Annotated in this window: 14 protein-coding genes; 4 read left to right on the top strand and 10 right to left on the bottom strand. The window is 66.6% G+C overall.

All coding sequences use genetic code 11. The annotated features are described in order from the left end of the window. Positions 1-44: 44 nt before the first annotated feature. The 6 genes from IBJ06_RS05785 to lipA form a co-directional block, all read right to left on the bottom strand. A complete protein-coding gene (locus IBJ06_RS05785) occupies positions 45-662 on the bottom strand; it encodes a hypothetical protein (RefSeq protein WP_292158135.1) in 618 nt (205 codons plus the stop codon). 106 nt (positions 663-768) lie between these two features. Then, positions 769-951, bottom strand: a complete 183-nt coding sequence (gene rpmF, locus IBJ06_RS05790) for a 50S ribosomal protein L32 (protein ID WP_292158137.1) — start codon at positions 949-951, stop codon at positions 769-771. A gap of 125 nt (positions 952-1,076) precedes the next feature. Continuing rightward, positions 1,077-2,111: a GNAT family N-acetyltransferase gene (locus IBJ06_RS13305; RefSeq protein WP_365812097.1), complete on the bottom strand. Its 1,035-nt coding sequence runs from the start codon at positions 2,109-2,111 to the stop codon at positions 1,077-1,079. Continuing rightward, positions 2,104-3,213 carry an NAD(P)/FAD-dependent oxidoreductase gene (locus IBJ06_RS05805; protein ID WP_292158139.1) on the bottom strand — a complete coding sequence of 370 codons (1,110 nt, stop codon included), beginning with the start codon at positions 3,211-3,213 and terminating at the stop codon, positions 2,104-2,106. The genes IBJ06_RS13305 and IBJ06_RS05805 overlap by 8 nt, the downstream gene beginning before the upstream one ends. Beyond that, on the bottom strand, positions 3,210-3,662 hold the full coding sequence (locus IBJ06_RS05810; RefSeq protein ID WP_292158141.1) for a type II toxin-antitoxin system RatA family toxin: 453 nt from the start codon (positions 3,660-3,662) through the stop codon (positions 3,210-3,212). Before IBJ06_RS05810 ends, IBJ06_RS05805 begins: the two co-directional genes overlap by 4 nt. A gap of 7 nt (positions 3,663-3,669) precedes the next feature. Further along, on the bottom strand, positions 3,670-4,632 hold the full coding sequence (lipA, locus tag IBJ06_RS05815; RefSeq protein WP_292158528.1) for a lipoyl synthase: 963 nt from the start codon (positions 4,630-4,632) through the stop codon (positions 3,670-3,672). 205 nt (positions 4,633-4,837) lie between these two features. Here lipA and IBJ06_RS05820 point away from each other — a divergent pair, with 205 nt between their 5' ends. After that, complete coding sequence (locus tag IBJ06_RS05820; protein ID WP_292158530.1) at positions 4,838-6,382, top strand: AMP-binding protein; 1,545 nt, start codon at positions 4,838-4,840, stop codon at positions 6,380-6,382. A gap of 76 nt (positions 6,383-6,458) precedes the next feature. Further along, positions 6,459-6,857: a DoxX family protein gene (locus tag IBJ06_RS05825; protein WP_292158143.1), complete on the top strand. Its 399-nt coding sequence runs from the start codon at positions 6,459-6,461 to the stop codon at positions 6,855-6,857. Here the strand turns inward: IBJ06_RS05825 and ygiD are convergent, their stop codons facing one another. The 4 genes from ygiD to IBJ06_RS05845 all read right to left on the bottom strand — a co-directional run bounded on the left by ygiD (position 6,858) and on the right by IBJ06_RS05845 (position 9,646). Further along, entirely contained in the window at positions 6,858-7,613 is a 756-nt protein-coding gene (gene ygiD, locus IBJ06_RS05830) for a 4,5-DOPA dioxygenase extradiol (protein ID WP_292158145.1), read from the bottom strand. It lies immediately after the preceding gene. 2 nt (positions 7,614-7,615) lie between these two features. Then, the gene (gene wrbA, locus IBJ06_RS05835) at positions 7,616-8,218 is read right to left on the bottom strand and encodes an NAD(P)H:quinone oxidoreductase (protein ID WP_292158147.1); all 603 of its coding nucleotides are present in this window, start codon (positions 8,216-8,218) and stop codon (positions 7,616-7,618) included. Positions 8,219-8,300: 82 nt separating this feature from the next. Then, on the bottom strand, positions 8,301-8,750 hold the full coding sequence (locus IBJ06_RS05840) for a hypothetical protein (RefSeq protein ID WP_292158149.1): 450 nt from the start codon (positions 8,748-8,750) through the stop codon (positions 8,301-8,303). Then, entirely contained in the window at positions 8,747-9,646 is a 900-nt protein-coding gene (locus IBJ06_RS05845; protein ID WP_292158150.1) for a D-alanyl-D-alanine carboxypeptidase family protein, read from the bottom strand. Before IBJ06_RS05845 ends, IBJ06_RS05840 begins: the two co-directional genes overlap by 4 nt. 111 nt (positions 9,647-9,757) lie before the next feature. On the opposite strand from IBJ06_RS05845, the gene IBJ06_RS05850 reads away from it, so the two are divergent. Further along, the gene (locus IBJ06_RS05850) at positions 9,758-11,149 is read left to right on the top strand and encodes an MFS transporter (protein ID WP_292158151.1); all 1,392 of its coding nucleotides are present in this window, start codon (positions 9,758-9,760) and stop codon (positions 11,147-11,149) included. A gap of 9 nt (positions 11,150-11,158) precedes the next feature. Beyond that, entirely contained in the window at positions 11,159-11,959 is an 801-nt protein-coding gene (mazG, locus tag IBJ06_RS05855; protein WP_292158152.1) for a nucleoside triphosphate pyrophosphohydrolase, read from the top strand. Positions 11,960-12,293 lie beyond the last annotated feature (334 nt).

Genomic DNA, 12,293 nt, shown 5'->3' on the forward strand with positions numbered 1-12,293 from the left:
GGGTGTAGCGCAGCCCCGGCCAAACGCCAATCAGCGTCTCGGGATCAGGCGCAGCCCTCGACGTACTGGATCGAGGGGCCCCCGGCGTGGATAGCCGTGACGGTGCCGTCGCCGCCGATCTCATAGACGATGCCACGGGCGTTCTGGTCCTCGATGTAGCCTTCGCCCCCGCCGCGACTCCAGACGGTGACATATTCGGCAGGCGCGGCCTGATACTTGTGCGGCGTGACAATGGCCTGATCCCCGTAGGCGGCCTTGACGCGGGCGGCCGTGTCGCCGACGCGGAGGCCCCTGTCGGTCATGATGTCGGAGGGATCGGTCAGCGAAATACGCGTCAGGCGGCCATTCTCGACCATCAGAAGCATGGACCCGGGCGCCCGTTCAGGACGGAACTGGTCACAGCTTTCGGGATCGGGGCCGCCCACAGCATTCGGGTTGGCATCCTCGCCCAGGGCCTCAATGATCTCGGCGCGGGTCATGCCGATCCGCAGGGATTCCCACCCCTCGCCCGTCAGATTGACGCCCGTCGTGGCCCCGGCGGTCGGCTGGGTCGCCGCGGGCGGCGCAGTGGACTCGACCGGAGTATCGGCTTCAGGGCTGCAGGCCGCGACCAGGGCGATCATTCCGGCTGCGGCGAACAGCGATTTCAGGTGGTGTGACATGTGATGACTCTCCCTCGTCGGCAGCGAAACGCACAAAGCGCCGCCCGGTGCCCCGGACGGCGCTGAAAGGTGCAGACAGCCAGGTGTCGCCGAAGAAGCGGTGGACCTAGTCTTCCCTGGGCGTCAGGACCTGGCGGCCGCGATAGGTGCCGGTCTTCAGGTCGATGTGGTGCGGACGCTTCAGCTCGCCCGTGTCCTTGTCCTCGACATAGGCGTTGGTGCCCAGCGAGTCGTGGGCGCGACGCATGTTGCGACGCGAGGGGGATACTTTGCGCTTCGGAACGGCCATGTCCGTCTCAATCTTGGTTAGAGGCACCCGATCGGGCGCGAAAACAATTGCGGCGGCCCAATATCCCGGAGAAACCGGGTGAGCCGCCAGCGGAGGGCGGCTTATGCCTCAACCCGCGCCGGAGTTCAAGCGCCTGTGCGAGCCAGCCATTCCGCGCGGGAAACGGCATAGAAATAGCTGTTCTTCCACTCGCCACCCACGTTCCAGGTCCGCTCCGCAAAGCCGGTGCGGCGAAAGCCGAGGCTCTCCAGCAGACGAATCGAGGCGGCATTGTCGGGATCGACGTCTGCCGTGGCCTCGGCGTGATCGGTCAGGGCGAACAGGCGATCCAGCACGGCCACGGTGGCCTCACGGGCCAGCCCCTGTCCCCAATGGTCGGGGTGGAGGATGTAGCCGATGTCGGGCGCAGCAAAGAAGCCGGCCTTGCCGATCACCTGCCCGTCGCGCTCGATCAGAAAGTCGAGGCCGGAGTACTGACGGGTGATCATGCTGTCCAGCCAGGCGCGGGTCTGGTCCATGCTCTCGTGCGGGGGCGAGGACCACCAGGTCATGGCTTCCGGCCGGGTGAAGACGGCGTGCAGGGCGTCGAGGTCGTCCAGCGCGGCGGGTCTCAGCACCAGTCGGTCGGTGACGATCCGGTCCAGCGGCTTTTCCAGCACGGTGAAGGCCAGATCGTCGCGCTTCGGCAGGCCAAAGCGGGGGTCGGTGGCCGGAAAGGGCCGGGTCTCGCCTGTCAGCCCGTAGCCGCGCCGCTGATACCATTGGATCAGCTCGTGCCGGTGGACAATGACCGTCATCTCCATGCGCCGGGTGTGGAAATGCCGGAAGGCGTACGCTTCGGCCGCGGCGATCAGACGGCGGCCCAAACCCCTGGCCTGCTGGGCCGGATCGACGGTCAGCATACCGAGATAGGCCAGCCCCTCCCCCCGGTCGGTGATATGGACACAGCCAGTCAGGGCCTCGCCGTCGACCGCGACCAGCACGATCTGATCGGGCAGGGTGATCGCTGACAGCAGGGAGGCGCGGTCGATGCGGCTGCCGTCCAGCAGGTCGGCCTCATGTGTCCAGCCGCGCCGGGCGCTGTCACCGCGATAGGCGGCGTGGACCAGGGCGTGCAGCGCCTCGAGATCATCGGGCGTGGCGGGACGGATCTCAGACATCCAGCCGGTCCGCGACGATTTCCCCGAGCGCCAGCGAGCTGGTCAGGCCCGGGCTTTCGATGCCGAACAGGGCTATCAGGCCCTCGAGGCCGTGAACTTCGGTACCGTGAAGCTGGAAGTCGGGCTGGTCCTCACCCTCGCCATGCAGCTTGGGCCGGATACCGGCATAGTCCGGGACCAGACGTTCGACCTCAACACCGGGCCAGAAGCGACGGATGTAATGCGCAAAGACGTCGCGCCTGTCCGGATCGACGGAATAGTCCTCCGTCTCGACAAAGGCGAGATCCGGGCCGAACACCCCCTGCCCGCCCAGATCCTTGCGGTAGTGGGTGCCGAGCGCCCCCTTGATGGGCGGCGGGTAGATCAGGCGATTGAAGGGTGCCGGACCGGTCAGGCGGAAATATACGCCCTTGCCGAAATGACCTTCGGGAATGCGGTCTGCGGGATAGTCCTCGATCGAACGGGCGACGGCCTGGGCCGACAGGCCGGGGGCGGCGACCAGCAGGCGGCTGGTGACGGTCATGCCCCCCTCTCCGCCCACCCGGATCGAGAAGCCGCCACCGCTCAGTGGTTCCGCCCCCTTGAGCGGCGCCGAGACGACAACCGACCCGCCCGCGTCCTCAATCTCGCCTTGCAGGGCCAACATATAGCCGTGGCTGTCGAACACGCCGCTCTCGGGAGACAGGATGGCGGCATGGGCATTGAGGGCGGGCTCGAGCGTCCGGGCCTGGTCGCCGGTCAGAGGCTCCAGCCCCTCGACGCCATTGGTCGTGCCCTGCCGTAAGATGGTCTCGATGCGCCCGACTTCTGCTTCGTCGGTCGCCACGACCAGCTTTCCACATTTCCAGTGGTCGACCTTACGGCTCTCCAGAAAGGCATAGAGCAGGCGCCGCCCCTCGACACAGGCGCGCGCCTTCAGCGAGCCGGTCGGATAGTAGAGCCCGCCGTGGATGACCTCGGAGTTGCGCGAGGACACGCCCTGACCGATGTGGGCCTCTTTCTCGAGCACCAGAACCGTCAGGCCCCGCCTCGACAGCGCCCGACCACAGGCAAGGCCCACCGCCCCTGCCCCCACGACCGTGGCGTCGAAATCGAAGCTCATGACGCGCCGTAGCGGCGGGCAGCCTCGGCCTCGAAGCGACGGATCAGGGATTCGACCGCGCGATCGAAATTGGCCTTCAGCATGGCGTCGAGGAGCGGCGACCGGAAGGCGAAGTCGATCATGAACTCCAGTCGCGCGCCCTCGGGATGCGGGAAGAAGGCCCAGCGGTTCTTCAGGTGCCTGAACGGCCCGCGGATCAGACCGACCTCGACCTTGGGGGCTGTGCGATCATACCGGACCCAGGTCGAGAAGCGCTCTTTCAGGAAGGCGAAGCCCACGCCTGCCTCGGCATCCAGCAGGCTGACGCCGGGCGCTTCCTCACGCTCGTTCCAGACCCGCATGGAGGTGACCCACGGCACAAAGTCCGGATAGGCGCGCACGTCGGCAACCAGCGCGGCCAGCTGCTGCGGCTCATACGGCAGAATGCGGGTCAGGGTGTGGACGGCCAAGCGCGCTTCAGCGTCCCGTCTGGGCCAGTCGCGCCGCCTTGAGCCGGGCGAAGTCGTCGCCGGCGTGGTGGGAGCTGCGGGTCAGGGGCGAGGACGAGACCATCAGGAAGCCCTTGGCCCGCGCGATCGCCTCATAGGATTTGAACTCGTCCGGGGTGACGAACCGGTCGATGGCGGCGTGCTTGCGGGTCGGCTGCAGATACTGGCCGATGGTGATGAAATCGACACCGGCACTGCGCATGTCGTCCATCACCTGCATGACCTCTTCCTTGGTCTCGCCCAGGCCGACCATGATGCCGGACTTGGTGAACTGGTTCGGATCACGCTCCTTGACCTGTTGCAGCAGGCGCAGGGAGTGGAAGTAGCGAGCGCCGGGCCGGATCTTCAGGTACAGGCGCGGCACGGTTTCGAGGTTGTGATTGAAGACGTCCGGCCTGGCGTCGATCATCACCTCGGCCGCGCCATCCTTCCTCAGGAAGTCGGGCGTCAGGATCTCGATGGTCGTGTTCGGAGCCTGCTGGCGGATCTGGCGCACGACCTCGGCGAAGTGGGCCGCGCCACCGTCCGAGACATCGTCCCGGTCGACGCTGGTGATGACCACATGGTTCAGGCCCAGCTGGGCCACGGCCAGACCGACCTTGGCTGGTTCCTCCGGATCAAGCGGTTGGGGCAGGCCTGTCTTGACGTTGCAGAAGGCGCAGGCCCGGGTGCAGGTGTCGCCCATGATCATCAGGGTGGCGTGCTTCTGGCTCCAGCACTCGCCGATGTTGGGGCAGGCCGCCTCTTCGCAGACGGTGACCAGGCCCTTGTCCTTCACGATGGATTTCGTGGCATTGTACTGGCCCGAGCCGGGCGCCTTGACCCTCAGCCACTCGGGCTTCTTCAGCACGGGGCTTTCCGGCCGGTTGCGCTTTTCCGGGTGGCGCAGTTCGGCGGGCGACCGTTGCAGGGTGTCGATCAGGGTGACCATGGCGTCGGGGCTTCGGCGGCGGCGTAAGGGCTCAAGAGCCGCTATGTCGGCCTTCGGCACCCGGATGGCAAGCCGCAAGGGTCTTTGGCGTGCCCTCACGCCGTGTAACTTATCTTTTCAAGGGGCGTTCCGGTCTCTAGTTTGCCCCGAACATCAAGGAGGGGCGCCAAGACCCCTCACAGGGAGGTATCGTTTGTCGCCAGACATGCACGCCAGGGCCGTTCAGGAAACCATCTTCGACGCCCTCATTACGGCGCGGGACAAGTATGGTGACAAGCCGATCCTGGAGGATCTGGACCGCAACCCCCTGACCTATACGGGCCTGATCCGGGCGGCCATGGTGCTGGGCCGCAAGATCGCCGCCATGACCGAGCCCGGCGAGCGGGTGGCCATCCTGTTGCCGTCCAGTTCGGGCGTCGTGGTCACCTTCTATGGCCTGCACGCCATGGGCCGCGTCCCGGTGATGCTGAACTTCACCTCCGGCGAGATGAACCTGAAGGCCGCGATCAAGGCCTCGGGCGTCAAGCGCGTCCTGTCGGCCAAGCGGTTCATCACCCAGGCCAAGCTGGAAGCGCTGACCGACAGCCTGGCCCAGGTCGCCGAGATCATCTGGCTGGACGACATCCGCAAGACCATCGGCCTGCCCGACAAGCTGTTCGGGCTGATGGCCGGATTTTTCCCGAAACAGTTCCGCGTCGAAACCCGGCCGGCCGATCCGGGCGTGATCCTGTTCACCTCCGGCAGCTTTGGCAGCCCCAAGGGGGTGATGCTGAGCCAGTCGAACCTGGTATCCAATGTGCGTCAGGTGGCGGCGCACATCGACCTGGACCCCGACTGGGTGATGTTCAACCCCCTGCCGACCTTCCACTGCTTCGGCCTGACGGGCGGCGTTCTGCTGCCTTTGCTGACGGGCATGAAGGCGTTCCAGTACCCCTCGCCCCTGCATGCCAAGCAGATCGTCGAGCTTCTGCCCGACGTGAAGGCCTCGATCCTGTTCGCCACGGACACCTTCCTGAACCAGTATGCACGGGTCGCGGGTCCCGACGATTTCGCGACGCTGCAGTTTGTCGTGGCCGGGGCCGAGCGGGTCCGGGACGAGACCCACCACCTGTTCAACACGCGGTTCGGGGGCCTGAAGCTGCTGGAGGGCTACGGCGCGACCGAGGCCGCCCCGGTGGTCGCCGTCAACCACCCGGACCGGAACCGCCCGGGCACCGTCGGCCAGATGCTGCCGGACATGGAGTGGCGGGTCGATCCGGTCCCCGGCATCGACACTGGCGGACGGCTGTATCTGCGCGGCCCCAACGTCATGGCCGGCTATATTTCGCCCGATGATCCGGATCAGCTGGAGCCGCTCAAGGATGGCTGGCACGACACGGGCGATATCGTGGACATCGATGCTGACGGCTATGTCAGCATCTTGGGGCGGGTAAAGCGGTTCGCCAAGGTCGGCGGCGAGATGATCAGCCTGACGGCGGTCGAGGGGCTGGCCAGCGCCGTCTGGCCCGAGTCCCGCCACGCCGTGGTGGCCGTGCCGGACAGCCGCAAGGGCGAGAAGCTGGTCCTGGTCACGGACCGCATGGATGCCGATCCAGCGCGCCTGTCAGAATGGGCCCGGAGCCATGGGGCACCGGATCTGGCGGTGCCCAAACGGATCATGAAGGTTCAGGAAGTGCCCGTTCTCGGGACCGGCAAGACCGATTATGTTTCCATCCAGCGGATGGTTGAGGGCGAGGCCGAAGCCGCCTGACGATCCATCGGAACAACGGTTGATCTGAAACCGTAGCCATTGCAGTCTCGCTCTTTCAGCAAGGGAGGCTGTCACCATGTTCGATTCGCTTGAGCGTCACCGTCCTACGGCCCTGGCGGGGCTTCGCATCATCACCGGTCTCATGTTCATGCAGCACGGGACCCAGAAGATCTTCTCCTTTCCGGCCGAGGCCATGGGCCCGTTCCAGCCGCTGAGCCAGATGGGCATCGGCGGGGTACTGGAGCTGGTCGGCGGGGCCCTGATCGTGCTGGGCCTGTTCACACGACCGATCGCCTTCCTGCTGTCCGGCATGATGGCTGTGGCCTATTTCCAGTTTCACGCCATGTCCGGCGGCCTGTTCCCGCTGGTGAACGGCGGAGAGCTGGCGGCGCTCTATTGCTGGGTGTTCCTGTATCTGGTGTTCGCGGGGCCGGGCGCGTTCAGCGTCGACGGAATTCTGGCGAAGAAGCGCTGATCAGCCGATCCGGACTCCGGTCATCGAGATCGATCCGCCCTCGATCCGGTCGTTGAAGAAGGCGACCGGATCGTCGGCTCGGGCTTGCGCCGCCACATAGAGCAGCGGAAGGTAGTGTTCCTCGGTCGGGACACTCATCGAGGCGTCCTCGGCCATGTCTATCCAGTTGATCAGGCGGTCGTGTTCTCTCGATACCAGGGCAGCCTTGACCGCTTCGTTGAAAGTGACGGCCCAAGGATAGGGTTCGCCGCCCTCGCGCTTCCATGTCCGCAGATTGTGAACGAAGTCGCCAGACCCGGCGATGACGATGTCTTCGTCCCGAAGGACATTCAGGCGCCTGGCCAGATCATAGTGACCCCGGGCGTCCAGCCTGCGGTCCAGCGACAACTGAACCACAGGCACGTCGGCATCGGGCCAGACATGGGTCAGGACGGACCATGTGCCATGATCCAGCCCGCACTTGTCCGTGGGCGTGGCTCCGGTCAGGGCGGACACGCGCGCCGCGAGCTCGGGAGAGCCGGGCGCGGGGTACTGCATGGCGTGCAGTTCGGCAGGAAATCCACCGAAGTCATGGATCGTTCGAGGCTGGCCCTCACCGGTGACGGCGAGTCCGGCGGTCTCCCAGTGGGCGGACACCATGACGACACCGCGCGGTTTGCCGAGCTGGTGCCCGACGGCCCGCCAGCCCTCGGCGAACGGTCCGCCGAGGGCATTCATGGGCGAGCCATGACCGAAGAAGACCGCCGGACGTCGCATGGTCAGCCGAACAGCTTCTTCGCGGTTTCGGCTACCAGGCGGCCCTGGAAGCGCGCGCCTTCCAGCTCATTCTCGCTGGGCATGCGCGAGCCGTCACCGCCCGTGATGGTGCTGGCCCCATAGGGGGTTCCGCCCGTGATCTCGTCCATCCGCATCTGCCCCTGCCAGGTGTAGGGCAGGCCAACGACCAGCATGCCGTGGTGCATGATCGTCTGGATCAGGCCGATCAGGGTCATCTCATTGCCGCCGTGCTGGGTGGCGGTCGAGGTGAAGGCCCCGCCCACCTTTCCGGCAAGGGCCCCCCTGGCCCAAAGGCCACCGGTCTGGTCGAGGAAGTTCCGCATCTGGGAGGCGGCGGTGCCATAGCGGGTGCCCGCCCCGATCAGGATGGCGTCGTAGTCGGCCAGGTCCTCGACGTTTGCGATCGGCGCGGACTGGTCCAGCTTGTAGCCGCTCTTCTTCGCCAGCTCCTCGGGGACCAGTTCGGGCACGCGCTTGATATCGACGACCGCTCCGTCGACCTCACGCGCACCCTCGGCGATGGCCTCGGCCATGCGTTCCACGTGGCCATAGGTCGAGTGATAGAGGACGAGAACCTTCGGCATGTGAGCTTCCTTGTAATATGTAACCGTTGCAGTGTCGAAATAGGGCGCACGGACTCCCAATCAAGGGGCGTCCGTCAGAATTTCAGAAGGGACAGACCCGCGTGTAAAAGGCCATGTCTCCGGGAACGGTTGCACCGTGGGCCCGCAAAAACCGATGCTCGATCACCGAGGCCTGTTGCTCGATGTTGAGGTTGGCCCAGTGTGTTTCCGGGCCGCAGCCATAAGCATAGGCCGAAGGTCCGTCCCCGGCCCGGAGCTTGGCGATCAGGAGGTTGATCCCCTGCTGGGCCTGCCAGATGTGAACCAGTTCGTGGATCAGGGTGGCCTGACGCCTCAGGGACTGCTGCGAGAGGTCGGCGGCCCAGGTCGCGGTCGGCCAGCCGATCCATTCGCGGCCCGCCAGCGCCCCCGGGACGAACGCGCGGCGGAACGGCAGCGGCAGGCGGAAGAGTCGGATGGTATCCGTCCGGAGCGCTGTGCCAAAGACCGAGCGGGCCAGGTCGACCTCTCCGGGAGCAAGCGTCCGGATCATTTGACCATCAGGGGAGAGACGTGCGGGTACGGGGCCAGCCGCTCGGAATTCAGCACCTCGGTCGTCGGGCCGGTCCATTCCCAGTGCCAGGGCTCATAGACATAGGGGACGAAGCCGAAGCGGTGGGCATTGTCGACGAGCCAGCGATAGGCCGGGCCCCGCGTCTGGTGACGGCGGTTGGCCCAGCGGGTCGAGTCGACGCCGTGCCCCGCCAGATGTCCGACATAGATGTCTATGGCCACGCCCGTGCGATGGGGCGAACAGACGGCCCGGCGCAGCCCGTCGCAGTTGCCTTCCCGCGCACAGCGGGCGGCGTCCTCGTCGGGATCGCGGTAGCTGGAGAAGATCTGGAGCAGTTCCGGATTTTCGGCGATCTCGGGCACCTCGGCCCGGGCGGCCCGAACCATGAGACGATAGGCATTCAGGGCATCGTACTGCAGCAGGCGCACAATGCGGTCGGCGTGTTCCTCGGACGGATCGAGATAGCCCAGCTCGCTCTGGGGCGGCGGGTCAGGACAGATGTTGGCGACACGCGCCATGACGAAGGGGCGACGTTCCTGCCACAGGCCCCTGAACACCTGGAAGGTGTCCCGTGTGAACAGGCCGTTGGCGACAAGGCCGTAGCGCTTCTGGAAGCCGGCAAGGGCCACGGCAAAGCCCACCGTGTCCGGGGCGCAGCGGGTGCCGAGCTCGCGCGAGATCAGCGGCAGATAGGCCAGCCAGCCGCGTTCGGTCTGGTCGAAAGGTCGCCAGACCACCCAGTCGACGGAATAGCCATTGGCCAGCGCTATGCCCGCAAAGCCCAGCGGGCCGTCGCAGTCGTCTTGGGCCAGGGCCGGACGTGCCGCGCCGAGCCCGATCAGGGCAACGGCCAAAAGGGTCGCAATCCGCATCATGACGGGAGCAAGCCTGACGCCGGGCCGGATCGCAAGAGGACACTTGCCGGACGCGGATTCGCGGTATGAGAGGAGGCGCGGTCGAGTCGCGCCCTGAGCCAGCGGATCTTCATGACGTCTGCCCCCTCGCCCGTCCAACGCCTGCCGAACCGGACGCTGGCGGCCTTTTCCGCCGCCTGCCTGCCCTATGCGGCGCTGGGCCTGCCCGTCTATGTGACCCTGCCCGAATTCTACGCCAGCCATGTCGGCGTTGACCTGGCGCTGGTCGGGCTGATCTTTCTGGTCATCCGGCTGGCGGACATCTTTGTCGACCCGGCGCTGGGGATGGTGATCGACCGGACCCACAGCCGGTTCGGCCGCTATCGCCTGTGGATGGGCATGGCCGCGCCGGTGCTGATGCTGGCGGTCGGCATGTTGTTCATGGTCAGCCCGGGCGCGGGCGGGCCCTATCTGGCGATCTGGCTGATCGTGCTGTCGCTGGGCTTTTCCGTCAGCCTGTTGTCGCAGGTCAGCTGGGCCTCGACCCTGACCGGTGACTATGACCAGCGGTCGCGTATCTATGGCTGGTGGCAGACGGCCAATATCGTCGGCGTGCTGGTGGTGCTGCTGATCCCGGCGCTGGTGCAGAATCTGGGGCTTGGCGACTATGCCTCGGCCGTGCGCTGGCAGGGATGGTTCATCATCGTGGCCCTGCCGCTGACGCTGGGCATCACCTTTGCCTTTACGCCGGAACCCAGGATCGGGCCCAGCCCCGACAAGGCCGCGCGGTTCGCCTATCTGTCGTTGTTCAGACTGCCGGTTTTGCAAAGGCTGCTGACCGCCGACCTGATGCTGGGCATTGCCCGCGGCGTGGTCGGGGCGTTGTTCTTCTACTTCTTCGAGGCCGTGCAGGGGTTTCAGCGGGCCGAGACGTCGATCCTGCTGCTGGTCTATTTCGTTGCCGGCCTGGCGGGAGCCCCTGTGTGGAGCGCGCTGGCGGTGCGGATGGGCAAGCATGGGGCGCTGATCCTGGCCTGCGTCTATTTCGCCGCGACCCTGCTGCTGGCCGCCTTTGCCGGGCCGGTGCTGGTGTCGCTGGCCGAGGCGGCGGGGTTGGGCAATGCCGAGGTCGTGGTCGCCGGGCTGATGGTGGCCCTGGTCGGTCTGGCCTTCGCCTCGGGCGACCTGCTGCTGCGGGCCATGATGGCCGATGTCGCCGATCAGGTGCGGCTGGACCAGGGCGAGGACCGGACGGGCCTGCTGTTCTCGATCCTGACGGCGACCTCCAAGCTGGGCTATGCGGTGTCGGTGATGACCTTTGCCGGGCTGAGACTGACCGGCTTTGACCCGACGCTGGGCGGGGCCAACAGCGCGACCGCCCTGGCCTGGCTGCAGGCCATGTTCGCCGGTTTGCCCGCCCTGTGTCTGGTGGTCGGGGCCTGGGCCCTGTGGCGCTATCCCTTGGACCAGAAGCGCCACGCAGAAATCCGCGCGGCGCTTGAGGCCCGGGGCGGGGCCGGTTAGGTCGGGCGCATGACCGACACGCCCCCTGCCCCGCTCGACCGGCTGCGCGCCATCATGGTGCGGCTGCGCGACCCGGTGACCGGCTGTCCGTGGGATGTGGAGCAGACGTTTCAGACCATCGCGCCCTATACGCTGGAGGAGGCCTATGAGGTGGCCGATGCCATCGAGCGCGGTGACTTCGACGAGTTGAAGTCCGAGCTGGGCGATCTGCTGTTTCAGGTCGTGTTCCATGCGCGGATGGCCGAGGAGGCCGGGCTGTTCGACTTTGACGCCGTGGCTGCGGCCATTGCCGACAAGCTGGAGCGGCGGCACCCGCATGTGTTCGGTGATGAGGCGGCGAAGGCCGATGCCGCCTCGCAGAAGGCGCGCTGGGAGGACATCAAGGCCGCCGAGCGCAAGGCGAAAGCCCAGCACGGGGTGCTGGACGATGTGCCCGTCGGCCTGCCGGCGCTGGCCCGCGCGGCCAAGCTGACGAAGCGGGCGGCTCGGGTCGGCTTCGACTGGCCCTCAACCGCCGAGGTGTTCGCCAAGCTGGACGAGGAGGTCGCCGAGCTGAAGGTCGAGATCGCCACCGGGTCCAGCGAGCGGATGAAGGACGAGGTCGGCGACCTGCTGTTCGTGGTCGCCAATCTGGCCCGCAAACTGGGGGTCGAACCCGAAGATGCCCTGCGCGGGTCCAATGCCAAGTTCGTGCGCCGCTTTGCCTTCATCGATGCGGAGCTGGCGAAGGACGGACGGACGCCAGACCAGTCGGATCTGGCCGAAATGGACGCCCTGTGGACCGCGGCCAAGGGGGCTGAGCGCGGATAGGCGGAAGCCCCCGTCCGTGTTTGCGGCGGGTTGGAGGGCAGGCGGAGCGCCGGGCCTTCGCCCGGAGACATTAATAAATACCGTTTCGACGAAGACAGACGCTCCGCGCAGACGGTTTTCCAGGAGCTTGCGTCGGGTGGCCGTGTTCGGGCCTTACCGCAGCGCCCCCGGCGGGCAGGGGTGTCCTGCGACACCTCCCGGAACGACTGAGTATCCCCCTCAGCCCAATGTTGAAGGCGGGCCTTGCGCCCGGCTGCCGAAGCCTCCCTGAGACCCGGAAGCCGGACAGCGCCGCCTTCAACCCCGCTCCATCCGCTCCCGCCGCCGCAAGGTC

This window comes from Brevundimonas sp. (assembly GCF_016742135.1).
In the GTDB taxonomy this organism is placed as follows: Bacteria; Pseudomonadota; Alphaproteobacteria; order Caulobacterales; family Caulobacteraceae; genus Brevundimonas.